Source organism: Parabacteroides sp. B2-S-102, assembly GCF_023656665.1.
In the GTDB taxonomy this organism is placed as follows: Bacteria; Bacteroidota; Bacteroidia; order Bacteroidales; family Tannerellaceae; genus Parabacteroides; species Parabacteroides distasonis.
This window is the reverse complement of sequence record NZ_JAMOKM010000008.1, coordinates 79,116-105,998: the sequence shown is the minus strand read 5'-3', so window position 1 is coordinate 105,998 and position 26,883 is coordinate 79,116. Positions and strand designations below refer to the sequence as shown.

The window sequence follows — 26,883 nt, the reverse complement described above, 5'->3', positions numbered from 1 at the left end:
TCTCTTTTACACTTGAATTATACTAAAAATTCTTTTCAAAAACATCTCATCTGAATGAGATTACCCACACACTGTTCTATCCATCTCTCACCATATCTAAAATTTAAGATTTATTCATTAAACATCAAGGTTAACTTGCCTCAAAATCTTGTTTGCATTGAGAAGCATTTTTCTTTTCACCGCAAATATAAATAAAAATCATAAAAAACAAACAACACGATCAGGTTCCGCCAACATCCATTCAATAATTCAATCCGAACTACAAATAGACTATAGATTGAACCAATAATTCATTTTGATCATGAACGTATTTGTAGCGGGGAGTCCCCACATACGATCCAGATTACTTCCCCAGCCGGAGGAGTACCAGTTGTCCCGGTTAGACATCCGGTGTTCCCATACGAAATAAAGCGTGGAACCGGGCAAGTATTCCCAGCGGGCTACCAAGTTGGAACGAAACTCGTTAAACCTAAAATCAGGGTTCCTAAAAGGCATCTGCCCAGCTCCCTCCCCGATGGTATAGACTCCATCCGCATAAGTCAATTGATCCGGATCAATACGTTGGAAACGGTTCTCAAAGGTATGCGACTTCGTATCCGCCGCTAATTTAAAATCATCGTATTTAGCGATGGAGGTGAACGGGGCACCATAAAATTGAATGGAAATATCGGGGGTCACGTTCACTTGTAATTTCAGCGTGAGGCCATAGGTCTTCTGATCCATGTGGCCCATGACATAATAATAAGGGGCCAAGCTACTCGAGCTAAGCGGACTCGTCGTAGCCACATATTGCATCTCATCCGTATTCCACGCATAATCCAGTTGACCGGACAAATAGACATGGTTTCCCAAGCGGAATGTCAAGCTCGGCGAGATCGTATTGAAGCGATTTCCCTCGAAATTATGATCGCCCTCGTATTTGAGCATGAACATCATTCGTTTCGCCTTATCGGTATTGAACTTAGCGGAAGTTAAGAAATAAGAACCGAAGCGAACATCCGGTCCCCCTCGCAGCAAGCGGCTATCCAGCCAATTCCAAGCAAAGGTTTCCTTGACATCCCATTCATACCGGTTCATCGTCATACTTTGCCAACGCAAAGAAGCGTTGTTGCTAAAAGGAGTACCGCCGTAATTCCACATATTCTTTTGGGACAGGGTAAAGGCGTTGTACCGGAATATCTTCCAGATATCGGTCTGCCGATACATGATCTCCGTCTCATTCATCAGATAATCTGTCTCCTTCATATATCCCATATCATTCAAGTCGAAACCGGGTGACGACCAAGTAAAGGTCTCCGAGAAGTTCCATTTGGCGTTTCCTTTCCGTCCCACTTTCACATAACCACCCGTTCCGGTCAGGGAGCGACGGGTAGGATCCACCCCCAGATAATCGGCGGAGGAAGCCCTTTGATAATAATGCGCCACGCTATTCTGCAAAGCCGTGATCGCCCCGGCGCTACCATGCAAGGAACTCAACATTCCCTTTACATCTATATAATAAAGGCGATTCTTGAAATACTGGGTAAAGTCAATACCCGCCGTGAAAGCGTTACGCACCATGAAATCCTCCAGATAAGGCTGATCCAAGGCACGGTTTACCGAAGTCACCATACCGCCCAGCAAGGTATTCCCCTTCCAGTTCTTTTGCACACGGGCCACGGTATAGTTTGTCAAAGGCTCCACGACTTCCACATCCTCCACCCCGTTACGGGTAACCTTGGAGGAGGAACGTGCCGTTACGCTCTCGATCACTCCGATCGTCAAGCCCCGTTTATTCGTACCCGTCAGTTTCAAAGCACCAATAATCGGCACATTCTCTTTCGTCTCGGCATAACTGCCTACATTGTCTATACCCCGTGGCGTATAAGAGGGAGAGGCGCCGATCCTACGGGTATAAAACATCATATCGCTACCGTTCGCGAAATCCAAGATATGTTTTCCTTCCAAGAAGAAGGGGCGTTTCTCATCGTAAAACGTCTCGTAAGCCGTAAGGTTCATTACGGAGGGGTCCAACTCCACTTGTCCGTAATCCGGATTGATCGTCATATCCAACGTATAATCCGAGAGGGCGAACTTAGCGTCCAAGCCCACGTTTCCTCCCCAGCTATACCCTTTTTGATAAGGGCTGCCGTCTATCCGGGGTTCCTGCCTGTATTTACCCATTACATACGGCAAGAACTCGATGCCACGAGGCTTGGGAACAGAGTCCATGCCGCTCATGTTTCCGAACGAAAAGACATGTCCGTTATTCTTCAAGGGGATCATGCTCCAATTTTGCACCTCGTTATTCCTACGGATGATACGGCGTACATGCAAGCCCCAAACGCCATCCTCCGATCGCTGGTTATAACGCAACTGGCTGAACGGGATACGCAGCTCGGCGGTCCAACTGGAATCCGCCCGGTTGATATTCGTTCGTCCTTCCCAAACGGCGTTCCAGCTAAGGTTGACGTTCAACTTATCCGTTACGACCAGATCCGTCTTATTTCCTCCTAGATTGATATTGAATTCCGGTGCCGCACGATAATCATGGTAGGTATCGAAAGCGACACTGATCAAATCGCCCAGACTATTATCATCCCGGTTCCCGATAAAACGGTTCATCTTATCCGGCACGGCGTCCTTACAATACACGCCTATATAGATATATTTATCATCATAGAAAAGTTTCACCCGGGTCGGAGATTGGGTGATCGCCCGCTCATAGGGGATAATCTGTACGAAACGATCCGACCATTCGCCTTGCTTCGTCCAAAAGTCCTCATCCAGCTTACCGTCAATCGTAGGTTTCACTCCCGATACTTTCCGGATATTATAGGTACGCTTATAAGCTTTCTCAAAAGGGACGATCGAATCTTGCTGGGCTTCGCACAACAACGAGATTCCTAAAAACACGAGTAGAGTCAGATATTTCATAATGGTCTAGACTATAAGATAACAATAAGCCTCAAAGATAAGCACTTCTTTTCAGAAAAGAACACATCTTCCTTAGATTTATCGCAACGAAGCCGAAGGCATACGATATCAAGTACTCACTGCACCCCGTTTTGCAGTATTACCGCGACACACGTGCAGCGCTACTGCAACCGGCGTGCAGTAACACTGCAATGCGGGTTGCAGTACAATAACAATAGCGTCACGATAAAAATCAACAACCGCCTCCCAACGCCCGGTATAGCAATATCTTCTTCCGGCATAAATCGGTGACGATATCGATATGCTCCAGCTCGCTATCCAAATAACGCTCCTCGGCGGAAAGAACCTCCAAGAAACCGGTATAGCTTAATTGGAACATCTCGCCAGCATTCACCACGGAACGTTGGTGGGCAAGGGATTCTTTCTCTTTCAAGCGGATACGCTCCGTTTGGGTCTGGCTGGCGCAATAGAGATCGAGCACCTCGGTGTAAGCGTTCAAAGCGGTCTCGTGGTATTGGGATAAAGCGATACGCTGGGAAGCCTTCGCCTCGTTCCACATCGAACGGATCTCATTGCGGCGGAAGATAGGCGCCGTGATACCCGCCGCCAAGTCGTACACCAAAGAGGCCGGCGAATGAAACCACTTACCCACATCAAACGCATTGAAACCGCCACTGGCGCCAAGCACCAACGAGGGATAGAAAGCTGCCTTCGCCGCTATCACATCCGCCTTGGAGGCGATCAGCTCCATCTCGGCGGAACGTACATCCGGACGCAACGTCAAGAGGTTCGCCGGAATCCCTTCCGACAAGGGAACCGGCAACTTACGCAACTCATCGAATCCCATCCGGCGAATCTCGAAAGGGAAAACACCCAACAGGCAGGCGATCGCTCGCTCCTTCTCACCGATCAACTGATCGTTTTCCAGCAACTTACTCTCGATCGACAGCACACGGGCATAAAACTGATCGACCGCCAACTGCGTCTCCGCCCCTTCCTTCTTCAACTGGCGGGTCAGCTCATGGGAACGACGGGCACTGGCCAGCGCGTTCCGCAACACCTCCTTACGCCGGTCCAAGCCGATCAACTCATAATATTGAATCGCCAAATCGGAGATCAACATCGACTGGGCAAAACGGGTAGCCTCCACGGAAGCCATCCAGCGAGCGGCGGCGGCCTGCTTCTTCCGGGTCAGTTTGCCCCAGATATCCGCTTCCCATTGAAAGCTCAAGCTCAAGCCGAAATCCCGGTAAGGGTCCGGTATATGCTTATCTTTTGGCAAAGAAGGCACGTTCGTCTCGCTATTCCCCACACCATCCATCGTATATTCACCGAAACGGTTCACGGAGGCTCCGATGTTCAAATTCACGTCCGGCAGCAAAAGCCCTTTCGCCCGCTGCAAGGCCGCGCGGCTCATGGCGATGCGCTCCATGCTCTGCCGGAAGGAATGGTTATTGCGTAAAGCCACATCCACATAGCCTCGCAATAAGGTATCTTGGAAAAAGACATCCCACGACAGCGGTTTCACGAACGTAGCGTCGTTCATTCCCATCTCGCCGGATTCCGGAAGCGAGATCCGCTCGTCCATCGATAGCTCGGGAGTCTTACAACCGGCCAAAGCAATCAGAGCCAAGGCGCAGCCTATCATTATATATCTCATCTTATCAATACACATACTCGTCTTCTTTAATTTGCTCTTTCTCTTTTCTCTTTTTAAAATAAGTAGCCAGCGACTCGAAGATCACGTAAAGCCCCGGGATCAAGAAGATACCGACAAACGTACCGATCAACATACCTCCGGCCGCCGCCGTACCGATCGAACGATTACCCAAGGCACCGGCTCCCGAGGCGATCGTCAACGGGATCAAGCCGCTGATAAAAGCGAAGGAGGTCATTAGGATCGGGCGCAAACGACTGGTAGCCCCTTGAATAGCGGCCCCCATCACGCTGATACCTTCCTTACGGCACTGGTTCGCCACCTCGATAATCAAGATCGCGTTCTTTCCCAGCAAACCGATCAACATCACCAACGCCACCTGCGCGTAGATGTTATTCTCCAGCCCTACCACGTACAGCAAGAAGAACGAGCCGAACACACCCGCCGGAAGCGACAGGATGACCGGAAGCGGAAGCAATAAGCTCTCGTATTGGGCGGCAAGCAACAGATAGACGAATGCCAAACAAATAGCGAAAATCACCAACGTTTGCCCGCCGGACTCTTTCTCCTCCTTCGCCACACCGGACCATTCGGTATCGTAACCACGGGGCAATACCTCGGAAGCGATCTCCTCGACAGCCGCCAACGCCTCACCCGAGCTGACACCCGGGGCGGCCTCGCCGGTAATCATGGCCGAGGTAAACAGGTTGTAACGGGTAATCTGGCTCGGGCCATACACACGCTCCATCGTCATGAAGTTGGAGTAAGGCACCATATTCCCCTCCTTATTCTTAGCATACAGGCTGAACAAATCCTCCGGATTCATACGATACTCCGGCGCCGCTTGCAACATGACCTTGTACATCTGGCCGAAACGGACGAAGTTGGAGGAATAGAAACTACCTACATAGGATTGCAAGGTTTCCATGGACTCGTTCACGTTGATGCCTAGCTTAGCCGCCTTCGCCAAATCCACCCGGAGCAGATATTGCGGGAAATTCGGGTTGAAGCCGGAAGTGACACCAGTCAGGCGAGGATCAGCGTTCAGCTTCGCCACGAAGTTCTTGGCGACCTCATCCAACTCGGCGAACGTACCGGCGGTCTTATCTTGCAGACGAAGCTCGAAGCCGCTCGCGTTACCGAATCCCGGAACCGTAGGCGGCAGGAAGAACTGGATGTCCGCATCCTTGATATGGGCGACACGATCGGCATACACACTCATCAACTCCGCCGCCGTCTGCTCCCGTTGATCCCAAGGGGTTAGGTTAATCATACCCATACCGAAGCTGGCACCCTCCGTCTCGGTCATCAAGCTATAGCCGGCCAAGGTAGAGATCGTCTCCACCTCTTCCAACGGCAACAAAGCCGCTTGCACCTTGTTCAAGGCAGCTTCCGAACGCTCCAAGGTAGCTCCGGGAGGTGCGTCTACGTTCACATAGATCATACCTTGGTCCTCGTTCGGGATAAAGCCGGAAGGCAACACGAACGTCATGCCCCACGTGGCCAGACAGAAAAGGATCAAGGTTGCGTACGTCAGCATCCGACGGTTCAAGAACCATCTTAAATTCAAGCGATAACGACGCTCCAAGAAATCATAACGGCGGTTAAAGCCCTCGAAGAAACGAGTCAGAAGGCCCTTCTTCGCCTTTTTCGAATGAGATACCGGCTTCAGTAACAAGGCGCAAAGAGCCGGAGACAACGTCAAGGCGTTCACGCCGGAGATCACGATCGCCACAGCAAGCGTCAATGAGAACTGGCGATAGAAGATACCCACCGTACCATCCATGAAACCGACCGGGATAAACACGGCGGACATCACCAGCGTAATAGCGATAATCGCCCCTCCGATCTCACCGATCGCCTTTTTCGTCGCCTTCAACGGGGGCAGCTTCTCGTTGTGCATCTTCACGTGGACCGCCTCTACCACCACGATCGCGTTATCCACCACGATACCGATAGCAAGCACCAAGGCGAACAAAGTCAGCATATTGATCGAGAAACCCAGCATCTGCATAAAGAAGAACGTACCGATCAACGATACCGGAACGGCGATAGCGGGTATCAACGTAGACCGGAAATCCTGCAAGAAAAGATACACCACGATAAATACCAAGATAAACGCCTCCAGCAAGGTCTTGAGCACGACCGATATGGAAGCGTCCAAGAAACGGGATACGTCGTACGAGATATTATATTCCATACCCGGGGCAAATGTCGTTTCCTTCAATTCCTCCATCTTCGCCTTGATCTGCTGGATCACCTCACGGGCGTTAGAGCCCGGACGCTGCTTGATCATGATAGAGGCCGAGGGCTTTCCGTCCGTCATGGAGATCATATTATAATCCTCGGAATCAAACTCGATCGTAGCCACGTCTTTCAGGCGAAGCACGGAACCGTCCGGCAGGGCTTTCAAGACGATCTCGCCATATTCCTCCGGCGTGCTGAACTTACCGCTATACTGCAAGACGTATTGCAATTGCTGCGGGATCTTGTCGGAGCTGATACCCGTCTTACCCGGCGCCGCCTCGATATTCTGCGAGCGGATCGCCTCCGTAACCTCTTGCGGCGACATATTATAAGCCGCCAATCGGTTCGGGTTCAGCCATACACGCATCGCATAGTCGCGGCTACCCATGATCTCCACGAATCCCACGCCGTCGATACGCTTCAACTCACGCAAGATATTGATATCGGCAAAGTTATATACGAATTTCTCCGTATGGGTACTATCCGAGCTCATGATGTTCAGGTACATCAACATACTGTTCACCTCCTTCTCCGTGATCACGCCGGCACGGATCACCTCTTCCGGAAGCTCATCCAGCACGGTGGTCACACGGTTCTGCACATTCACGGAAGCTACGTCCGGATCGGTACCGACCTTGAAATAGATCGTAGTCAAGGACATACCGTCGTTCGTACAAACAGAGGTCATATAGGTCATTCCGGGCACGCCGTTGATGGCACGCTCCAACGGAGTCGCCACCGTTTTCGCCATCACGTCGGCGTTCGCTCCGGTATAACGGGCGGTAACGGTAACGGATGGGGGCACGATATCCGGGAATTGGGTGATCGGCAAAGAGTTGATCGCCAGCAATCCCAAGAAGACAATTACCACCGAGATCACGCCCGATAAGATAGGGCGTCTGATAAATATTTCAAACATAGGGCTTACTTATTATTCTCGATTTCGTTAGACGATTCCAATTGGCGATGGATCGTGGCTCCATCTACCATATCGGGATTGATAGTCATGCCGTCCGTGATCATCTGAACACCCTCGTAGACGATGACGGTCTGGTCCGGCAAATCCTGTGTCACGTAATAAGAACCGTGGCGGGCCAACGGCTCGAAGCTACGTACGCTCACCTTTCCATCTTCCGCTACCGTATATACATAGGTAAAATCCTGTATCTCGAAAGTGGATTGCTGAGGAACCAAGACCACGTTCTCCATCTTGGTCAGCATCCGGATCTTACCGGATACGCCATGTCGCAGCAAACGTTCCGGGTTCGCAAAACGGGCACGGAAAGCGATCGATCCGGTACCCCGCTCAAAGTCGCCCTCCACGGTCTCTACCTTCCCTTTATACCGATAGGTGGATTGGTCGGAAAGGATCAGCTCCAGATTATTATACTCCGGCTGGTCGATACCGCTCAACTGCGTCCGTTTATATTCCAGATACTCCTTCTCGTTGATCTTGAAATAGGCGAACATATCCGATACGTCCGTCAAGGAGGTCAATAAGCTGCTCGGCGTAACCAAACTTCCCACCTTAAAGGGGATGCGGTCCACGTATCCCTCGAAAGGAGCCGTGATCGTCGTGTACGAGAAATTAGTCTCCGCACGTTGCAAACGGGATTTGGCCTGTTGCACCTGCAAGCGTGCCACGTCCGCCTCGGCCATCGCCTGCTCCAGACGAATCGGCGAGATGATATCTTTCTCCACCAAACGCTTGATGCGGTCTACCTCTACCTCCGCCATCTTCAACTCGGCTTGGGCCTGTTTGTGATTGGCTTGCGCCTCTTTCACCTCCTCGTACAATTCCGCCGAGGAAAGCTTGAAAAGCACCTGCCCTTTCTTCACGTGCTCGCCCTCATCTACAAGGACGGCCTCCACGAACCCTTCCACTTTCGGTTTCACCTCTACGAACTGTACGGCTTGTACATCCGCTACATAGGACTGCGGCACCTCGATCGTGGTCGTGGTTAACCGCATCACCGGCGTATGATCTTTCTTCCCGGACTTTTTCTCCCGGTTTTGGCTACAAGATACCCATACACAAGCCGTTAAGCATAGTAAGGGTAAATAGTTAGAAAACAATTTTATCCTCATAAAACTTATAGATTTATAATTATTTGAATACGACGAAAAGCACATAGGCGAATCACCCCATGCGCGACAATAAGAAACAGGTAAGTTCTACTAAATCAGATAGGAACAGAACCAAACGAAATTCTGTGCTTTGTGTAGGTTATAAAATAAAGGAAGCTTGGCGCATTGCCGTAGTTCCAAGGAATGAATTAATTCATGTAAATCCAGAATCGTAAACAAGTCCCATATCAAATCGATCTCCAAGGCTCGGATTTGCACTTGCTCCTGACGTACCGTTCGCAAGGAGGCGTTATCGTCAAAATCCAACAACACATCGGGTGCCTCTTTATCGACTATTTCCATCGAGGTAGTGGTAATATTCTCCGGAAAGAAATCGCTTCCAATGGAATAAAACTGTAACAGCACCAACATGATCATAAGCATGATACGCTGGTGAAACCCAAAACGATTATTCACTGTTACATTTAGCATCTTTTATCTAATGGAGGCGCAAAGATAAACAATCTTTTTGGGAAGAAAAAACATTTCACCCGCATACGAGTATTGGTATCGCCCCACGCCGGTATAGGCATGAGGCGATGCCGGTATAGGCGTAGGGCTACACCAATACCGACACAGGCTCACGCCTATACCAGCACTTAAATATATGCTTTTACCTTCTCCCGATCCGTTTGCACCGTCTCGAATTCGGAGGACACGATACTGCTTCCCATCGGGACATTCTCATTGCGGTATTCCATTTTACTATATACGATACTTCGGGCGGACGTATGAAACTCTTTCGCTCCTGTCTCCGCCTCTATTTTCCCGATATTATTCTCACGTACGCCACATCCCGGCATGATGATGATCCGTCCGTCCGCACGTTTCACCAGCTCGGCGATCAAGGGGATTCCTTTCACGGCATCCGATTGCTGGCCGGAGGTCAAGATACGGTCGCATCCCAACTCGATTAGCTGCTCCAACGCAGTGAATGGGTCCCGGCAAACATCGAAAGCACGATGACAAGTTACGGACAGAGGTTTTGCCGCCTCGATCAAGCGCCGCATCAAGGGTACATCGATATCCCCGTCTTTCGTAAGACAGCCGAAAACGACGCCATGCACTTTTAGCTCCTTGCACAGTTCTATATCCAATAGCATGGATTGTACCTCGGCTTCCGTATACAAGAAATCACCGCCTCTCGGACGGATAATCACATTGATATCGATCTTGGAAGTCAGAGCCTTCGCCGTCTTGATCTCTCCATAACTAGGTGTAGTTCCCCCTTCGGGTATCCCGGCGCAAAGCTCTACACGGGTAGCGCCTCCCGCCTCCGCCTCCACACAGCTCTGGGCGGAGTTCGCGCATATCTCAATAATTCGTTTCATGTTTATTTAGTATTGTTGACGTACAAAATTACATAAATATCACCACTTGCTCAACAGAACCACAAATAACTATCCGATACCATTAAAAACACCTCTATTATGGATTAACAAAATAAAACAGAACTGTCACCTTTACTATCAAAAAGGCAGCAAATTCGTATCTCCTTATCTATCTATGCCTTAGAAATTTGACTATAGCTTTCTGATTCGTCCAAATAAGAAACAAATTGGTCTATTTCGGAACTACAGCTAAATAGTTTAATGTTTAACTAATCTCAAAAAGACACAAAAAGTTCTATTTTCAAGGATCGAAACGCCATAAAACGTAATATTGCAACGACATTTTAATAGGTTAAGATAAATAACAAATAGGCTTTATGGGAGAAATAAAAGGCTATATCTCACAGGTTATCGGCCCGGTAGTGGATATCCACTTTGATTATGGGACAGAAGAAACAGTAACCCTCCCCCGTATCCACGACGCCATGGAGATTTCCCGCCCAAACGGAAAGATCTTGATCGTCGAAGTTCAGCAACACATCGGGGAAAACACCGTCCGTACCGTAGCGATGGATACGACCGACGGATTGAGACGAGGCATGGAGGCCGTGTCATACGGAATGCCCATCACCATGCCGACCGGCGACCAAGTCAAAGGACGTTTAATGAATGTCACCGGCGACCCTATCGATGGCATGGCCCAGCTTACTAAAGACGGGGCTCTTCCCATCCATCGTGAGCCTCCTAAATTCGAGGATCTGACAACGACCCAAGAGGTCTTGTACACGGGTATTAAAGTAATCGATTTATTGGAACCTTACGCCAAAGGAGGCAAGATCGGACTTTTCGGAGGAGCCGGAGTCGGCAAAACGGTATTGATCATGGAATTGATCAACAACATCGCAAAGAAAAACAACGGATTCTCCGTCTTCGCCGGTGTGGGTGAACGTACACGTGAAGGAAATGACCTATTGCGTGAAATGATCCAATCCGGTGTCATCCGATACGGCGAGGAGTTTAAGAAGAGTATGGAGGCAGGCAACTGGGACTTGTCGAAGATCGATTACGATGAATTGGCTAAGTCGCAGGCTACCTTGGTATTCGGGCAGATGAACGAACCGCCGGGCGCCCGCTCGTCCGTGGCCTTATCCGGTTTGACGATCGCCGAATCCTTCCGTGACAAAGCCTCTGAGGGAGAAAGAAAAGATATATTATTCTTCATCGATAATATCTTCCGTTTCACCCAAGCCGGTTCCGAGGTTTCCGCCTTGCTGGGGCGTATGCCTTCCGCCGTAGGTTACCAACCGACATTGGCCACGGAAATGGGAGCTATGCAAGAGCGTATCACATCAACCAAGAAGGGCTCCATCACCTCCGTACAGGCGGTGTATGTTCCTGCCGATGACTTGACGGACCCGGCTCCGGCGACTACCTTTACGCACTTGGACGCAACAACCGTCCTCAGCCGCAAGATCACGGAACTCGGTATCTATCCGGCCGTAGACCCGCTGGAATCCACCTCCCGCATCCTTGATCCGCTAATCGTAGGCAAGGAGCATTACGACACAGCGCAACGGGTAAAACAAATCCTGCAACGGAACAAGGAACTTCAAGATATCATATCCATCCTCGGTATGGAAGAACTTTCCGACGAGGACAGGCTAACGGTCAACCGGGCCCGCCGTGTACAACGTTTTCTGTCCCAGCCCTTCTCCGTGGCAGAACAATTCACTGGCGTACCCGGTGTCATGGTCTCTATAGAGGATACGATCCGGGGATTCAAGATGATCATGGACGGGGAAACGGATGACATACCCGAACAGGCATTCTTAAACGTAGGAACCATCGAGGATGTCTTGGAGAAGGCCAAGCAGCTGAAAAAACAAGCAAATTAATCGATATGAAACTGGAAATTGTATCACCGGACGGCATTCTTTTCGAAGGCGAGACCGAATCTGTCTCATTCCCGGGAGTTGCCGGTTCATTCGATATCTTGCCTCATCACGCCCCATTGATAGCAGCGTTGAAGGCGGGTACGATCCGGTTCGAGGCAAACGGCAAAAGACAAGAACAAACGATACAAAGCGGATTCGTAGAGGTAAAAGACGACATCCTATCCGTTTGCGTCGAATAAAAACATACGACAATGAATGGCAGATTAAAAATGAGGTTAATGGGTTTGATCACGTTTATCAACGTGGCAATAGGCGTTTCATTGGGTGGTTTATTATATACCATCTGGCCGGAACACTATTTCTCGTGGTATCCGTCCATTCCCTTCTTTTACTGGGTCATGGCCATGGCGATGACTTTCTTCCTAGACCGGGTAAAAAGGAAAAACGGAGATGTGACCGTAACCATGTACATGCTAGTCCGGTTGTGTAAGTTCACGCTCGCTTTCGTCTTCTTATGGATGTACGCGGCGTTTGTCGGGCAACAATTAAAGACATTTGGTTTCACGTTGATGTTATTCTATTTCATTTACCTCGGACTGGAGACTTACATTTTATATCTGTTTGAAAAGAAAAGAATGAAAAGAGAGAAAAGGGAAAAGGATGATGAGTACAATCAAAGATAACAAATACATATGGATCGCTTTCTGGATGTGGCTCAGCTTTCTCACTCCGGCAAAAGCGGCGTCCGGCGAGATAGACGTGCAGGATATCGTCTTCTCCCACATTCAAGACGCCTATACATGGCATATCACGGAATGGAACGGACAAGAGATTGCGATTCCCCTGCCTATCTTGGTAAAAAGCGAGGAAAGAGGATGGGATTTATTCCTGTCATCCCATCTACATCATGGCCGGACGCATCACAATTATTATATCGCCGGGGAAGGTGAGCATGCGGGAAAGGTTGTTGAGAAGAACAGTGCAGGAGAAGAGGTTCGCCCGATGGATTTCTCATTGACCAAGAATGTTTGCGGACTGTTCCTCAGTTGCGGCCTCTTGCTTTTCATCGTTCTCCGGACCGCCCATTGGTATAAAAAGCACCCGAACGAGGCGCCGGGCGGATTTATCGGATTGATGGAAATGGCCATCTCCTACATACAAGACGGGGTGATCAAAGAGGCGATCGGAAAAGAATATAAGCCGTTCTCGTCCTATTTGCTGACGGTATTTTTCTTTATCTTGATCAATAACCTGATCGGGATCATACCGGTTTTCCCGGGAGGCGCTAATATTACGGGAAATATAGCGGTAACAGGCGTATTGGCACTTTGTACGTTTATAGCGGTCAACCTGTTCGCCACGAAAGTGTATTGGAAAGAGATTTTTTGGCCCAAAGCGCCGATCTACTTGAAACTGCCCTTGCCGATCATGCCGTTCGTGGAGTTCTTCGGGGTATTCACCAAGCCGTTCGCGTTGATGATCCGTCTGTTCGCCAACATCATGGCGGGCCATACGATTATCTTGGCGCTAACCTGTTTGATATTCATAACGGTAACGATGGGAGTAGCCGTGAATTTAGGTATGACGATCGTATCCGTCTTGTTCTGTGCGTTCATGAACTGTCTGGAATTGTTAGTGGCTTGCTTGCAAGCTTATATTTTCACCCTGCTGTCGGCCAACTATATCGGATTGGCCAAGGTAAGGGAATAAATCCAAAGAAATTAAGGTATTAGAATTATATTATTAAGGTTACTAATTTAAAATTAAACACTATGTTATCGACTATTTTATTACAAGCGGCAGCCGGGATGGGCGTAGCGAAGATGGGAGCCACTATAGGAGCGGGATTCGCCGCCATAGGTGCAGGTATCGGAATCGGATTGATCGGTAAAGGTGCCGTTGAAGCTATTGGACGCCAGCCGTCGGCCGCAGGAGAGATCCGTACCTCGATGTTGATTATGGGAGCGTTGGTAGAAGGTGTGGCATTGTTCGCTATTGTCGTATGTTTCTTAGCGTTGTTCCAATAAAAAAGTAACAAACTATGTCTTTATTAACACCGGATTCAGGGCTTCTATTCTGGATGATCGTTTCATTCGGGATTGTCTTCGTGATCCTTTCCAAATACGGTTTTCCCGTGATCGTCAAGGCAATCGAACAACGGAAAGCTTACATTGACAATTCCTTAGAGACGGCACGTCAGGCGAATGAGCGACTTGCCCATATCCAAGCCGAGGGCGAGAAGATGCTAGCCGAGGCCAAGGAAAAGCAAAACGCCGTCCTGAAGGAAGCCTTTGCCGAAAAGGAGCGGATCATCGAGGAGGCACGGAAAAAGGCTGTCTCCGAGGCACATCTGCAGATAGAGGAGGCTACCCGGCGTATCCGCGAAGAAAAAGAGAAAGCTATTCGCGAAGTCCGCTCGGAGATAGCGGATCTGTCTATCGCTATCGCAGAGAAAGTAATGAAAGAGAAAATCGGCCGGGATAAGGAACAACAACAGATGATCGACCGGCTGCTGGATGAGGTATCGTTTAGTAAATCGTAAGGTATGGATATAGGAACTATTTCTTCCCGGTATGCCAAAGCGCTTTTCTCCCTAGCGAAAGACAAGGGACAGGAAAGCCGGGTATATGATGATATGAAGATGTTGGCGGACAGCTTCTCGATGGAGCCGGAGCTTAGGGATGCCTTGAGCAACCCGATCGTTTCCGTACCGGAGAAAGTGAAATTGCTTACGGCGGCGGGAGGTATCGAGGTATGCGAGCTATATACACGTTTTATCAATCTGGTATTAGCCCATAAACGGGAGACGTTACTGCCCTTCATCGCATACATTTATATCCATTTGTACCGGAAAGAGAAAAAGATTACCCGGGTACGATTCGACACAGCCGTAACGGTAGACGATGCGGTCAAGTCTCACCTGCAAGACAAGCTGCGGAAAGAGACGGGATGCACGATCGAGTTCTCCGGCCATGTGGAACCGGAACTAATCGGGGGCTTCCGCCTACGCATCGGCAATTACCGGATAGACGCTAGCTATGCGACGCAACTACGGGATATCCGTACCGGGCTACTCGAAAACAGATAAAAAAGAAGAAGTATGACAGAACAGATAAAAGTGAGTGAAGTCTCCTCCATCCTGCGCCAGCAATTGGAAGGAATCCATACCAGCATCAAGCTGGAGGAGGTCGGGACCGTATTGCAGGTGAGTGACGGCGTGGCCCGCATCTACGGGCTGGATAATGCGGAGGCGAACGAGTTGCTTCAATTCGATAACGGGATGGAAGCGATCGTGATGAACTTGGAGGAAGATAATGTAGGCGCCGTCCTTTTAGGTCCGACCGACCGAATCAAGGAGGGCGACACCGTAAAACGCACGGGCCGCATCGCCTCTATCGATGTCAGCGAGGGGATGATCGGGCGTGTGATCGACCCATTGGGAAACCCGATCGACGGGAAAGGCGAGATCCTTGGCGAGACTTGCGAGATGCCGCTTGAGCGCAAGGCTCCGGGTGTGATCTTCCGTCAGCCGGTAAACGAGCCTTTGCAAACCGGTATCAAGGCCGTAGACGCTATGATCCCTATCGGAAGGGGACAACGTGAGTTGATCATCGGCGACCGGCAGACGGGAAAGACCTCGATCGCTATCGATACCATCATCAACCAACGTAGCAACTACGAGGCAGGGAACCCGGTTTACTGTATTTACGTGGCGATCGGGCAAAAGGGTTCCACGGTAGCGGCCTTGGTGAACACCTTGCAAGAGAAAGGCGCCATGGACTATACGATTGTCGTAAGCGCGACCGCCTCCGACCCGGCAGCCATGCAATATTTCGCCCCGTTCGCCGGAGCGGCCATCGGAGAGTACTTCCGGGATAGCGGACGACACGCCTTGGTGGTCTACGACGATCTGTCCAAACAGGCGGTCGCCTACCGTGAGGTTTCCTTGATCCTTCGCCGTCCTTCCGGACGTGAGGCGTACCCGGGTGATATCTTTTACCTGCACTCCCGCCTATTGGAACGTGCCGCCAAGATCATCAACCAGCCGGAGGTAGCCCGTGAGATGAACGATCTCCCCGAAAGCATGAGAGACAAGGTGAAAGGCGGTGGCTCCTTGACCGCTTTACCGATCATCGAGACTCAGGCGGGAGACGTATCGGCTTATATCCCGACCAACGTGATCTCTATCACCGACGGACAGATATTCCTTGAGACCGATTTATTCAACCAAGGGAACCGCCCGGCTATCAACGTCGGAATCTCTGTTTCCCGTGTAGGCGGTAACGCGCAATTAAAGGCGATGAAAAAGGTAGCGGGTACCTTGAAAATCGATCAGGCTCAGTTCCGTGAATTGGAATCATTCTCCAAGTTCGGGGGCGAGATGGATGCCGTCACCGCTTTCACGATCGATAAAGGGCAGAAGAATACCCAGTTACTGATACAGCCTCAATATAGCCCGATGCCGGTGGAAGAGCAAATCTCGATCCTTTATTGCGGAACGCAAGGTCTGCTGAAAGAGGTTCCATTGGACAAGGTGCATGAGTTCGAGGCAAGGTTTTTGCAAGAGTTACGTACCTCTCACCAACGGGACGTACTGGATGTCTTAAAGACCGGCGTTATCAATGATGAGATACGAGGTATATTGGAAAAAACAGCGAAGGAGTTATGGGTTCATTGAAAGAAATAAAAGTCCGGATCGCCTCTATACGGAGCACGCAGAAGATCACCGCCGCCATGAAAATGGTATCGTCGGCCAAGTTTCATCATGCCCAGACGCAAACCGAGCACACACTTACATATGCTAATAAACTATCCGCTATCTTAAACGGTCTTCTTTCGGCGGAATGCGACCTAGACTCACCTTACACCGAACAGCGTAAGGTGAGCAAGGTGGCTATCGCCGTATTCGCCTCGAGCACGGGGTTATGCGGGACATTCAATGCCAATATATGGAAAGAGTTATCCGCCACGATCCAGACTTATAAGAACCAGCAAATAGAGGTACGCCTCTACCCTATCGGCAAGAAAATAGCGGATGAGCTTCATAAAGCGGGTTATAGCTTCGACACTGATTTCATCACGATCGGCGAAAAACCGTCTTATGAAAGCGCCGTATCCTTGGCGAACCGTCTCATGGAGCTGTTCGTCACAGGTAAAGCAGACCGGGTGGAATTACTGTATCACCATTTCAAGAACATGGCGACACAAGTCGTAACCCACAAGACGTATCTTCCCCTTTCCCTCTCGGATACGGAAGCGGCGGAAACGGCCACCGACTACATCCTTGAGCCCTCGGCGGAAGAGTTGCGTAACCGGCTTTTCCCGAAATTGCTGAACCTAACCATCTATACGATCCTACTCGACACCTCAACCGCCGAGCACGCCGCCCGTATGATGGCCATGCAGACCGCCAACGACAATGCGAACGATTTAATCCAACAATTAACTTTGCAATATAATAAAACCCGCCAGCAAGCCATCACCAACGAATTGCTGGATATCATGGGAGGAGCGGCCGTTTCATCGTAATAAAAACGGGATGCTTCCTTGACTAAACAGACAATGATCCGTATGTAAAACACTTTACTAACGGATCATTTCTTATTTACAAAAAAAAGTAAGACCTTTGCTCACCAAAACATAAGCCTGTATACATTTATATTATACCAATCTAGGATCGTACTTATGATGAATCAAGAAAAGCTAAAAGGGCATCTCCTTATTTTAGCGGCCAACATCCTGTTCGCCATTAATATGCCCGTATCCAAATATCTACTCCCCGAGCATGTGCAACCCGAGGCGCTGACCAGTATGCGGATGAGCTTCGCTTGCGTGATGTTCTGGATCACCTCTCTATTCGTTCCCTATGAGAAAGTGCCGTTGAAGGACTTGGGACTTCTATGCCTTTGCGCCCTTTGCGGAGTAGGCTTGAACCAAGGGCTGTTTATCTGGGGATTGAATACCACGTCGCCGGTAGACGCTTCCATCATAGCGACCGCCGTCCCCATCTTTGTCATGATCTTGGCGGCCCTAATCCTAAAGGAACCGATCACACGGATGAAAACGTTCGGGGTACTGCTTGGCATATGCGGGGCGATCTCCTTGATACTACAATCCACGCAAGGTTCCAATCAAGCGAGCAGTCTAGGGGGAAACCTGTTGATTACGGTTAGCGGATTCATGTACTCGATCTATTTGGTAGTATCCAAGCCACTAACACTCAAGTACTCATCCGTCACGATGATGAAATGGATGTTCCTGTTCTCCACGCTGATTACCCTGCCTTTCGCTATCGAATCCATCTGGAATACCCCGGCTTTCCACAAAGAGGTCTTCGACGGCCAAGAGCTGGGAGCCATCTTCTTCGTGTTATTCGGGGCCACGTTCGTACCCTATTTATTAATACCGCTGGCCTTAAAGCGAATCCGCCCGACTACCGTCAGCATGTACAATTATATCCAACCGATCGTAGCTTCCTTTATCGCCGTATGCATCGGTCAGGATAGCTTTAGCGTAACGAAACTAGTATCGGCCGCACTTGTTTTCTCCGGCGTCTATTTAGTGACCCAAAGCAAGAGCCGGGCAGACCTTGAACAACAAAATAGTCAATCTTTTGACAAAAACGCTTGCAATATGAAAAATAATGCGTAATATTGCCCCCATAATATAAAAGAATAAGCACAATACAAAATCAATGATGAGTGTAGAGTCCTCATATTATACATGGGCATTGATGACCCCTTGGGGGGTTAGAATCTATTAATAAGCATTCGCGTAGACCACGTCACGCTATGTCGCAATCTCGTATTGCATCCTTTTTTATTTCTCCTTTTACATAAATAAGTTTAATCAATCGGTCATTGTCGGTTGCTAATCATGAAAAAGCCTTTCTTGATTGCCAATCCTCGATGAACCATTAAAAATACATATCGATGAAAGTATTAAAATTCGGCGGAACATCCGTAGGTTCCGTGAATAGTATCTTAAGTGTAAAGAAAATAGTAGAGGCTATCGAAGAGCCCGTAATCGTGGTTGTCTCCGCCTTAGGGGGCATCACCGATAAATTACTGGCCACTTCTACCATGGCTTCTAAAGGCGACCTTGCCTACGAGAAAGAATTATCGGAGATCATCGCCCGCCATCTGGACGTGATCGAGGGAGTGATCGAGGACAAGGAGGTACGCATGGATGTCCAGAAGAAAGTGATGGCTTTACTGGATGAATTGAGCAATATTTTCAAAGGTGTTTATTTGATTAACGATTTATCCGCCAAGACATCCGATACGATCGTAAGTTATGGCGAGCGCCTATCTTCCCTGATCGTCTCGAACGTGATCAAGGACGCTAAGTTGTTCGACTCACGCAAATATATCAAGACAGTTAAGCAATTCAACAAGCATATCGTGGATTTCGACTTGACCAACAAGCTCATAAAAGAGACCTTCTCGCCGCTGCCCAAGGTTTCCTTGGTGCCCGGGTTCATCTCTTCCAGTACGGAAACCGGAGAGGTTACGAACCTCGGACGAGGGGGATCGGATTATACCGCCTCCATCTTGGCGACCGCCTTAGACGCTAACACCTTGGAGATCTGGACGGACGTGGATGGTTTCATGACCGCCGATCCCCGTGTGATCAGCTCCGCCTACGTAATCGACCGGCTTACTTTCACGGAGGCGATGGAGTTGTGTAACTTCGGGGCGAAAGTAATCTATCCGCCGACGATCTATCCGGTTTATCATAAGAATATCCCGATCCGTATCTTGAATACCTTCAACCCGACCGCTCCCGGAACCTATATCTCGAAAGAGCGGGTGAAAGAGGAAGGCAAGGCCATCATCAAGGGTATTTCCTCCATCAACGATACCTGCTTGATCACGGTACAAGGTTTAGGTATGGTGGGCGTGATCGGCGTGAACTACCGGATCTTTAAGACGCTTGCCAAGAATGGCATCAGCGTATTTATGGTATCGCAAGCCAGCTCCGAGAACAACACGACTTTCGCCGTACGTAACGCCGACGCTGATTTGGCCGTACAAGTATTGAACGACGAGTTCGCCTTGGAGCGTGCGCAGGGTGATATGAACGATACCGTAGCGGAGAAGGATCTGGCTACCGTCGCTATCGTAGGCGAGAACATGAAACGTACCCCGGGTATCGCCGGTAAGCTGTTCGGTACGCTGGGACGTGCGGGCATCAGCGTGATCGCTTGCGCCCAAGGCGCTTCCGAAACGAATATCTCTTTCGTTATCAAGCATAAATACCTTCGCAAGGCGTTGAACTCCATTCATGACTCTTTTTTCCTATCTGAATATAAGGTATTGAACCTTTTCATTGCCGGTGTAGGAACCGTGGGCGGCAATTTATTGGAACAGATACGTATCCAGCAACCGAAACTGATGCGGCAAAACGGTTTGAAGCTGAATGTCGTAGGTATCTCAAACTCCAAGAAAGCCCTTTTATGCCGGGAAGGGATCAACCTCGACAATTATCTGGAGGAGCTGAAGGAGAACGGGGAAGAGAGTAACCCGGAGCATCTGTGCGAGGAGATCGTAAAGATGAATATCTTCAACTCCGTATTCGTGGATTGCACGGCAAGCCCGGACGTAGCGGCTCTTTACGAGACGTTGATGAACAATAACGTGTCCGTCGTGGCAGCTAACAAAGAAGCGGCCTCCTCCTCCTACGATAATTATACCAAGCTAAAGGAGACCGCCCGCCACCGGGACATCAAGTTCTTGTTCGAGACGAACGTAGGCGCCGGCCTCCCGATTATCAATACGATGAACGACTTGATCAATAGCGGCGACCATATATTGAAACTGGAGGCCGTACTTTCCGGTACGCTGAATTATATCTTTAATACGATCAGCGCCGATATCCCTTTCAGCGAGGCGATCCACATGGCAAAGGAAGCCGGATACGCCGAGCCGGACCCGCGTATCGACCTTAGCGGCAAAGACGTAATCCGTAAGCTGGTAATCTTGGCGCGTGAGGCCGGTTATCCGGTGGAGCAAGCCGACGTAAAACGGAACCTGTTCATCCCGGAAAAGTACTTCGAGGGTTCCCTTGAGGACTTCTGGAAGAATATCAAGGATACGGATGCCGGTTTCGAGGAGAAACGCCAGCTACTGGAAGCGGAAGGCAAACGCTTCCGTTTCGTGGCGAAGATGGAGAACGGCGCTTGCGAGGTAGGCCTACAAGCCGTAGACAGCCACCATCCGTTCTATGAACTGGAGGGCAGCAACAATATCATCATGATCTCCACCGAGAGATATCATGAATATCCAATGATCATCAAGGGATATGGTGCCGGGGCCGACGTGACGGCCGCAGGCGTATTCGCCGACATCATATCCATCGCAAATATTCGATAGGTATGAAGCACATTATCATTTTAGGCGATGGAATGGCCGACGAGCCGATAGAGGCCCTGGGAGGCAAGACCCCGATGCAATACGCCAAGACGCCTTATATGGATAAATTGGCGGAACTGGGAGTAACCGGGCAGATGAAAACCGTAGCGGATGGTTTCCATCCCGGTAGCGAGGTCGCGAACATGGCGGTATTAGGCTATGACCTGCCCTCCGTATACGAGGGACGGGGTGTATTGGAAGCCGCCAGTATAGGCGTCGCCCTGCAGCCCGGCGAGATGGCGATGCGTTGTAACTTAATCTGCGTAGAAGGCGACATCTTGAAGAATCACTCTTCCGGCCATATCTCCACGGAGGAAGCGGACGAGTTGATCCAATGCCTGAACGAGCGATTAGGTTCCGACCATGTCAAGTTCTATACAGGTGTCTCCTACCGCCACCTATTGGTAATCAAAGGAGGCGATAAGCGTCTGGATTGCACGCCACCACACGACGTACCCCTCCATCCTTTCCGGCCTTTAATGATAAAACCGGAAGTTCCGGAAGCACGAGAGACCGCCGATTTATTAAACGAATTAATCCTCAAGTCCCAAGAGATCTTAAAGGATCACCCGGTGAACCTCAAACGTATGGCAGCGGGGAAAGATCCGGCGAACAGTATCTGGCCTTGGTCTCCGGGCTACCGTCCGGCCATGCGAACGATGCGGGAGATGTACGGCTTCGGAAAAGGCTCCGTGATCTCCGCCGTCGATCTCATCCGGGGAATCGGCGTTTACGCCGGCCTCGAGGTGCTTCACGTAGAGGGAGCTACCGGATTATACGACACGAACTACGAGGGAAAAGCGCACGCCGCCCTTGAGGCCCTCAAGACAAACGACTTCGTCTACCTGCATATCGAGGCAAGCGACGAGGCCGGGCATGAAGGAGACGTAGACTTAAAGATCAAGACGATAGAGTATCTGGACGACCGTGCCGTACGTATCATCTACGAGGAAACGCAAAAATGGGACGAGCCGGTAGCGATCGCTATCCTTCCGGACCACCCCACTCCTTGCTCCATACGTACGCATACGAATACCCCGGTTCCATTCCTGATTTACAAGCCGGGCGAGCAACCCGACTCCGTTACCACATTTGATGAGTTCTCCGTATCAAACGGCAAATATGGCATACTGGAAAAAGATCAATTTATAAAAGAATTTCTAAACGATTAGAGCATGAAATATTACAGCACAAACAAACAAGCCCCTGTAGCCAGCCTAGAAGAGGCCGTCGTAAAAGGTCTGGCCGGCGATAAGGGATTATATATGCCCGAGTATATCGACTCCTTGGACGAGGAGGTGATAGCCAACATGAAGAACCAGTCCTTCCACGAGATCGCCTGCACGGTAGCTCAGATGTTCTTCGGGGAAGACATAGAACCGGAGGTATTGGACGGTATCGTAAAAGATACGCTCTCCTTCGAGACCCCGGTGGTACCCGTAAAGGATAATATCTATAGCTTAGAGTTATTTCACGGGCCTACATTGGCCTTTAAGGATGTAGGAGGGCGCTTCATGGCTCGTCTGCTCGGTTATTTCATAAAGAAAGAGGGATTGAAGCAAGTAAACGTATTGGTAGCTACTTCCGGCGATACGGGAAGCGCCGTCGCCAACGGGTTCCTAGGCGTTCCGGGCATTCACGTGTATGTGCTTTATCCCAAGGGAAAGGTCAGCCCGATACAGGAATGCCAGTTCACGACATTAGGACAAAACATCACGGCATTGGAGATAGACGGCACGTTCGACGATTGCCAAGCGCTGGTTAAATCCGCCTTTATGGACGAGGAATTAAACCGTCATATGAAACTGACCTCGGCGAACTCCATCAATGTAGCCCGTTTCTTGCCCCAATCGTTCTACTATTTCAACGCTTACGCTCAGCTGGACAAGCTGGGAAAAGCGGACGAGCTGGTTGTTTGCGTGCCGAGCGGTAATTTCGGAAACATCACCGCCGGATTGTTTGCCTATTGGATGGGGCTCCCTATCAAGCGTTTCGTAGCGGCAAACAACCGTAACGACGTATTCTTGGAATACCTGAATACAGGAACTTATACACCCCGCCCATCAGTCGCCACCCTAGCGAACGCCATGGATGTAGGCGATCCGAGTAATTTCGCCCGTATTATCGACCTATTCGGCGCATTCAATGATCCTCATAAAGAAATATGCGCACTGATCTCCGGACATCGCTATACGGACGAGGAAATCGCCTCTACGATGCGAGCCGTCTATAAAGAGACGGGATATATCCTCGACCCGCACGGAGCCTGTGGCTACCAAGGGTTACTAGACAGCGATCTAAGCGAGACCGAGACGGGTCTATTCCTTGAGACCGCCCATCCCGCCAAATTCAAAGGAACGGTCGATAAGATACTGGAGGCAGATATCGAGATCCCGGCGAAACTGAAAGTCTTCATGGAAGGAACCAAACAAAGCATCGAGCTGGCAAAAGATTTCGAGGGATTCAAATCTTTCTTGATGAGCCGGTAAAAAGAAAAATAGTTTTCGTAAGTGATAAGGGGAGGTGTGGCAAATATCGATAATATCAATTTGCCACACCTTCCATTTTATATCACCTAGGACATACAAAACAGGCGAGAATTTCAAAAAGAAATTCCGTAGGCAAGCTATCGCCGATTGGCACAAGTCTACCACCAATAAATAGTGAGCTACCTATATTCTCACGAACGAGATAGCTCTTTTCTTTATTTAACTAAATTATAACCAAGCTTTTCTTCCGAAAAGTCATGTTGTTAAATTCGATTAATTATAAGCCAAATGTATAATTATTGGAGAAATAGAGTTTTTATAGGATCAGTTGATAATTGGTGGGGATAATTATTTTCATCTATTTAAAATCTCTACCTTTGCTCTATGGAAACGAATCAACTTTATACATTAGCTCAGATAGTACTACCAAGTGCAGTTCTTACGTATTTTTAATGTCGTCAACATAGAAAGCACATCCACCGAGATTTTCATCCATCTTGATGAAAAGATGAGTGACAGTCTTAATATACATTAACCATCTCTCCCCCGATGGTTATCGGGAAATGGCAGAGGAACTATAGATACAAGTGACACATTTGTCTTTTTGACAACTTGTAATCTGAAGTCCCGGAGAATCGATTATTCCGTACCCAAGTGCGTCTCGCTTCCAAATTCGAGAGAAAAAAACAGCAATTCTCTGTTTGATAGCTGTTTGCTAAAAAACGGCCTTTCGTTCCAGCCGAAATAATTCACCCTAGTTCATGTTTTACGGTCGTAAGGCGGTAATAATGCCCAACGCTACCGCATGCGAGGGCCGATGCCTATATATGTGTAGGCTTACGCCACTATATGTGTAGCTTGACGCGACTATATGTGTGGGTTGACACTGCTATATGTGTGAGTTGATACAGCCATATGTGTAGGTTGATACGTATATATTCGTTAAAAAGCGACGCTTATCATGTTAAAAAGCGGTTGTGGCAGCTTGTTCGCACTCCCCGCTTACGCTCGTTGGCTTTTATAGCCAGAGAGCCGTGTCGTGAAAAAGAAGGTATTTCAATCAAAAAGATACCTTTCACGCCAAACTCGAAGCACAGGATCTCAATCCACCGCCCACTCTTTCATCTCATACATATCCTTATATTCTTCCCAATCCGGATCCATCTCGGTATAAATAGAGATGGGCAGTAACTCGAAAGGAGCCAAGGCCTCATTCAAGCGTTCGCCGAATACACGCACGGTACGTGTGTAAAACACCCAGACCTTCTCTCCTCCTCCGGTATAGACACCCGTCAGGATAGCCAGCTTGTCTTTCTTTTCCATCGCCTTACGAAGCGCTTCCTCCACGGCCTCCATTTTCTCGCCAAGGTCATCGCTAGGAAGGCCTCTCCCATCTCCCTCGTATTTCCAAGTGATCTCGACACGTTCCTTGAACTTACCGGATTCGGTGAACTCATTCAACTCGTCCCGCCCGTAAACGGTAATCATTTGCCCTGACTCGTTTTCCGAGAGAGCCGTAAACCATACATCGCTTAATCTCATATTTATATTTTCTATTTATCTATAAGTATTCCTTACTGACTTTACCGGGTAAAAATACGACAAAAAAGGCTGCGTCCGGTGAAGATACAGCCTTTTTATATTTCTCGACGGAAATTTATTATCTCTTTCCTAATCTATGATCCATAATGGCGTAATGGCATTCCCCATAATTCTTCAATTGATCCACGATCTCTTTAGCCGTAGATTCTTCCTCTACTTGCTCGCGTACGAACCAGAACAAGAAATCACGGGAAGCATGATCCTTATCAGCCTCGGCGATATCAACCAATTTGTCGATCAACTCTGATACATAGCACTCGTGTTTGTAAACATGCTCGAATACCTCCAACGGATTTCCCCAGCCTGTCGGAACCACGTTGATCTGGCCGATCGTAATATCGCCGCCACGATCCAAGGCGTAATCGATCAACTTATGAGCATGCTCCAATTCCTCAGCCGCTTGTTTCTTCATCCAATGGGCGAAACCGTTCAACCCTGCTTTCTGGAAATACACGGACATTGACAAATACAAATTCGAAGACCACATCTCCGCATTAACTTGGGCATTGAACGCCTCTGATAAATTTCTACTTAAGATCATAATTTTATCATTGTTTAAAAATGTTGAAGTATTATCCGTTCACGAAATTTCACTATGCAAATATAAATAAAAGTAGGATTCCTTATCTCATTTCCGCCCTTAGATATTGGCTACTTTCGAAAATTTTTCTAACTTACGCCCTTATTTGATAAACATCATGCAATACACCGACAAATATCGATCTCCCTTGGGAGAAATAACCCTAGCCAGCGATGGCGACCACCTGACAGGATTATGGTTCGACGGGCAAAAATATTTTGCCGCCACTTTATCGGCGGAACACCAAGAAAGAGAACTGCCGATATTCGAGTTAACCAAAGAGTGGCTGGATAGCTATTTCATGGGTAAGATTCCCAGCTTCACCCCTCCTATCCATCTGGAGGATACGCCTTTCCGACTTGCGGTATGGGACTTATTGAGCAAAATACCTTATGGCGAAGTCGTAACCTACAAGGAGCTCGCCGGGGAAATCGCCCGGCAAAAAGGTATCCCGAGCATGTCTACGCAAGCGATCGGAGGAGCGGTAGGCCATAACCCGATCAGTATCATCATCCCCTGCCACCGTGTCGTAGGCAGCGATGGCAGCCTAACCGGATACGCCGGAGGTATCGACAAAAAAAGGAGCCTGCTTACAATCGAACGGGCCAAAGGATTCTAAAACCGTA

General features: G+C 49.0%; 22 protein-coding genes. 14 read left to right on the top strand and 8 right to left on the bottom strand.

Annotated elements, in window-relative coordinates; translation table 11 throughout:
• Nucleotides 1-270 precede the first annotated feature (270 nt).
• From NBH07_RS12120 to NBH07_RS12095, 6 genes are all read right to left on the bottom strand, one after another.
• Nucleotides 271-2,916: a DUF5916 domain-containing protein gene (locus NBH07_RS12120; protein WP_009018556.1), complete on the bottom strand. Its 2,646-nt coding sequence runs from the start codon at nucleotides 2,914-2,916 to the stop codon at nucleotides 271-273.
• Between the two features lie 232 nt (nucleotides 2,917-3,148).
• Nucleotides 3,149-4,591 (bottom strand): efflux transporter outer membrane subunit, encoded by a 1,443-nt coding sequence (locus tag NBH07_RS12115; RefSeq protein WP_009018557.1) that lies wholly within the window; start codon nucleotides 4,589-4,591, stop codon nucleotides 3,149-3,151.
• A complete protein-coding gene (locus NBH07_RS12110; RefSeq protein WP_005861806.1) occupies nucleotides 4,581-7,739 on the bottom strand; it encodes an efflux RND transporter permease subunit in 3,159 nt (1,052 codons plus the stop codon). The genes NBH07_RS12115 and NBH07_RS12110 overlap by 11 nt, the downstream gene beginning before the upstream one ends.
• Nucleotides 7,740-7,744: 5 nt before the next feature.
• Entirely contained in the window at nucleotides 7,745-8,908 is a 1,164-nt protein-coding gene (locus NBH07_RS12105) for an efflux RND transporter periplasmic adaptor subunit (RefSeq protein ID WP_009018558.1), read from the bottom strand.
• Between the two features lie 90 nt (nucleotides 8,909-8,998).
• Nucleotides 8,999-9,379: a hypothetical protein gene (locus NBH07_RS12100; protein WP_005861803.1), complete on the bottom strand. Its 381-nt coding sequence runs from the start codon at nucleotides 9,377-9,379 to the stop codon at nucleotides 8,999-9,001.
• Between the two features lie 167 nt (nucleotides 9,380-9,546).
• Nucleotides 9,547-10,278 (bottom strand): copper homeostasis protein CutC, encoded by a 732-nt coding sequence (locus tag NBH07_RS12095; RefSeq protein WP_005861801.1) that lies wholly within the window; start codon nucleotides 10,276-10,278, stop codon nucleotides 9,547-9,549.
• A 377-nt stretch (nucleotides 10,279-10,655) separates the two neighbouring features.
• On the opposite strand from NBH07_RS12095, the gene atpD reads away from it, so the two are divergent.
• From atpD to thrC, 13 genes are all read left to right on the top strand, one after another.
• A complete protein-coding gene (gene atpD / locus NBH07_RS12090) occupies nucleotides 10,656-12,173 on the top strand; it encodes a F0F1 ATP synthase subunit beta (RefSeq protein ID WP_009018559.1) in 1,518 nt (505 codons plus the stop codon).
• A gap of 5 nt (nucleotides 12,174-12,178) precedes the next feature.
• Complete coding sequence (gene atpC / locus NBH07_RS12085) at nucleotides 12,179-12,412, top strand: ATP synthase F1 subunit epsilon (RefSeq protein ID WP_005861798.1); 234 nt, start codon at nucleotides 12,179-12,181, stop codon at nucleotides 12,410-12,412.
• A 12-nt stretch (nucleotides 12,413-12,424) separates the two neighbouring features.
• A complete protein-coding gene (locus NBH07_RS12080; RefSeq protein WP_008774073.1) occupies nucleotides 12,425-12,856 on the top strand; it encodes a hypothetical protein in 432 nt (143 codons plus the stop codon).
• A complete protein-coding gene (atpB, locus tag NBH07_RS12075; RefSeq protein WP_156682358.1) occupies nucleotides 12,834-13,883 on the top strand; it encodes a F0F1 ATP synthase subunit A in 1,050 nt (349 codons plus the stop codon). The genes NBH07_RS12080 and atpB overlap by 23 nt, the downstream gene beginning before the upstream one ends.
• A 62-nt stretch (nucleotides 13,884-13,945) precedes the next feature.
• The gene (gene atpE, locus NBH07_RS12070) at nucleotides 13,946-14,200 is read left to right on the top strand and encodes an ATP synthase F0 subunit C (protein ID WP_005861792.1); all 255 of its coding nucleotides are present in this window, start codon (nucleotides 13,946-13,948) and stop codon (nucleotides 14,198-14,200) included.
• A gap of 14 nt (nucleotides 14,201-14,214) precedes the next feature.
• Nucleotides 14,215-14,715 (top strand): F0F1 ATP synthase subunit B, encoded by a 501-nt coding sequence (gene atpF / locus NBH07_RS12065; protein WP_005861790.1) that lies wholly within the window; start codon nucleotides 14,215-14,217, stop codon nucleotides 14,713-14,715.
• A gap of 3 nt (nucleotides 14,716-14,718) precedes the next feature.
• Nucleotides 14,719-15,261 carry a F0F1 ATP synthase subunit delta gene (locus NBH07_RS12060; protein WP_009018561.1) on the top strand — a complete coding sequence of 181 codons (543 nt, stop codon included), beginning with the start codon at nucleotides 14,719-14,721 and terminating at the stop codon, nucleotides 15,259-15,261.
• Between the two features lie 12 nt (nucleotides 15,262-15,273).
• Nucleotides 15,274-16,851, top strand: a complete 1,578-nt coding sequence (gene atpA / locus NBH07_RS12055; protein ID WP_005865921.1) for a F0F1 ATP synthase subunit alpha — start codon at nucleotides 15,274-15,276, stop codon at nucleotides 16,849-16,851.
• Nucleotides 16,839-17,702, top strand: coding sequence for a F0F1 ATP synthase subunit gamma (locus tag NBH07_RS12050; protein ID WP_005861784.1), 864 nt, complete (start codon nucleotides 16,839-16,841; stop codon nucleotides 17,700-17,702). The genes atpA and NBH07_RS12050 overlap by 13 nt, the downstream gene beginning before the upstream one ends.
• A gap of 156 nt (nucleotides 17,703-17,858) precedes the next feature.
• Nucleotides 17,859-18,824 carry a DMT family transporter gene (locus NBH07_RS12045; protein WP_008780814.1) on the top strand — a complete coding sequence of 322 codons (966 nt, stop codon included), beginning with the start codon at nucleotides 17,859-17,861 and terminating at the stop codon, nucleotides 18,822-18,824.
• 281 nt (nucleotides 18,825-19,105) lie between these two features.
• On the top strand, nucleotides 19,106-21,547 hold the full coding sequence (thrA, locus tag NBH07_RS12040) for a bifunctional aspartate kinase/homoserine dehydrogenase I (protein ID WP_005861780.1): 2,442 nt from the start codon (nucleotides 19,106-19,108) through the stop codon (nucleotides 21,545-21,547).
• Between the two features lie 2 nt (nucleotides 21,548-21,549).
• Nucleotides 21,550-22,758 (top strand): cofactor-independent phosphoglycerate mutase, encoded by a 1,209-nt coding sequence (locus NBH07_RS12035; protein ID WP_009018562.1) that lies wholly within the window; start codon nucleotides 21,550-21,552, stop codon nucleotides 22,756-22,758.
• A 3-nt stretch (nucleotides 22,759-22,761) separates the two neighbouring features.
• A complete protein-coding gene (thrC, locus tag NBH07_RS12030) occupies nucleotides 22,762-24,075 on the top strand; it encodes a threonine synthase (protein WP_009018563.1) in 1,314 nt (437 codons plus the stop codon).
• Nucleotides 24,076-25,176: 1,101 nt separating this feature from the next.
• Here the strand turns inward: thrC and NBH07_RS12025 are convergent.
• Nucleotides 25,177-25,617: a DUF695 domain-containing protein gene (locus NBH07_RS12025; protein WP_005861774.1), complete on the bottom strand. Its 441-nt coding sequence runs from the start codon at nucleotides 25,615-25,617 to the stop codon at nucleotides 25,177-25,179.
• Between the two features lie 118 nt (nucleotides 25,618-25,735).
• Nucleotides 25,736-26,218 (bottom strand): ferritin, encoded by a 483-nt coding sequence (locus NBH07_RS12020; protein WP_005861772.1) that lies wholly within the window; start codon nucleotides 26,216-26,218, stop codon nucleotides 25,736-25,738.
• Between the two features lie 157 nt (nucleotides 26,219-26,375).
• Here NBH07_RS12020 and NBH07_RS12015 point away from each other — a divergent pair, with 157 nt between their 5' ends.
• Entirely contained in the window at nucleotides 26,376-26,876 is a 501-nt protein-coding gene (locus tag NBH07_RS12015; RefSeq protein WP_156682357.1) for a methylated-DNA--[protein]-cysteine S-methyltransferase, read from the top strand.
• Nucleotides 26,877-26,883: the final 7 nt, after the last annotated feature.

What these genes read in the sequence shown, in the direction of transcription:
- NBH07_RS12015 (WP_156682357.1), top strand. Translation starts at nt 26,376, where the DNA reads ATGCAATACACCGACAAATATCGATCTCCCTTGGGAGAAATAACCCTA.
- NBH07_RS12020 (WP_005861772.1), bottom strand. Translation starts at nt 26,218, where the DNA reads ATGATCTTAAGTAGAAATTTATCAGAGGCGTTCAATGCCCAAGTTAAT.
- NBH07_RS12105 (WP_009018558.1), bottom strand. Translation starts at nt 8,908, where the DNA reads ATGAGGATAAAATTGTTTTCTAACTATTTACCCTTACTATGCTTAACG.
- NBH07_RS12100 (WP_005861803.1), bottom strand. Translation starts at nt 9,379, where the DNA reads ATGCTAAATGTAACAGTGAATAATCGTTTTGGGTTTCACCAGCGTATC.
- NBH07_RS12045 (WP_008780814.1), top strand. Translation starts at nt 17,859, where the DNA reads ATGATGAATCAAGAAAAGCTAAAAGGGCATCTCCTTATTTTAGCGGCC.
- NBH07_RS12110 (WP_005861806.1), bottom strand. Translation starts at nt 7,739, where the DNA reads ATGTTTGAAATATTTATCAGACGCCCTATCTTATCGGGCGTGATCTCG.
- atpF (WP_005861790.1), top strand. Translation starts at nt 14,215, where the DNA reads ATGTCTTTATTAACACCGGATTCAGGGCTTCTATTCTGGATGATCGTT.
- NBH07_RS12080 (WP_008774073.1), top strand. Translation starts at nt 12,425, where the DNA reads ATGAATGGCAGATTAAAAATGAGGTTAATGGGTTTGATCACGTTTATC.
- atpB (WP_156682358.1), top strand. Translation starts at nt 12,834, where the DNA reads ATGATGAGTACAATCAAAGATAACAAATACATATGGATCGCTTTCTGG.
- NBH07_RS12120 (WP_009018556.1), bottom strand. Translation starts at nt 2,916, where the DNA reads ATGAAATATCTGACTCTACTCGTGTTTTTAGGAATCTCGTTGTTGTGC.
- atpD (WP_009018559.1), top strand. Translation starts at nt 10,656, where the DNA reads ATGGGAGAAATAAAAGGCTATATCTCACAGGTTATCGGCCCGGTAGTG.
- atpE (WP_005861792.1), top strand. Translation starts at nt 13,946, where the DNA reads ATGTTATCGACTATTTTATTACAAGCGGCAGCCGGGATGGGCGTAGCG.
- atpC (WP_005861798.1), top strand. Translation starts at nt 12,179, where the DNA reads ATGAAACTGGAAATTGTATCACCGGACGGCATTCTTTTCGAAGGCGAG.
- NBH07_RS12095 (WP_005861801.1), bottom strand. Translation starts at nt 10,278, where the DNA reads ATGAAACGAATTATTGAGATATGCGCGAACTCCGCCCAGAGCTGTGTG.
- NBH07_RS12050 (WP_005861784.1), top strand. Translation starts at nt 16,839, where the DNA reads ATGGGTTCATTGAAAGAAATAAAAGTCCGGATCGCCTCTATACGGAGC.
- NBH07_RS12115 (WP_009018557.1), bottom strand. Translation starts at nt 4,591, where the DNA reads ATGTGTATTGATAAGATGAGATATATAATGATAGGCTGCGCCTTGGCT.
- NBH07_RS12060 (WP_009018561.1), top strand. Translation starts at nt 14,719, where the DNA reads ATGGATATAGGAACTATTTCTTCCCGGTATGCCAAAGCGCTTTTCTCC.
- thrC (WP_009018563.1), top strand. Translation starts at nt 22,762, where the DNA reads ATGAAATATTACAGCACAAACAAACAAGCCCCTGTAGCCAGCCTAGAA.
- NBH07_RS12035 (WP_009018562.1), top strand. Translation starts at nt 21,550, where the DNA reads ATGAAGCACATTATCATTTTAGGCGATGGAATGGCCGACGAGCCGATA.
- thrA (WP_005861780.1), top strand. Translation starts at nt 19,106, where the DNA reads ATGAAAGTATTAAAATTCGGCGGAACATCCGTAGGTTCCGTGAATAGT.
- atpA (WP_005865921.1), top strand. Translation starts at nt 15,274, where the DNA reads ATGACAGAACAGATAAAAGTGAGTGAAGTCTCCTCCATCCTGCGCCAG.
- NBH07_RS12025 (WP_005861774.1), bottom strand. Translation starts at nt 25,617, where the DNA reads ATGAGATTAAGCGATGTATGGTTTACGGCTCTCTCGGAAAACGAGTCA.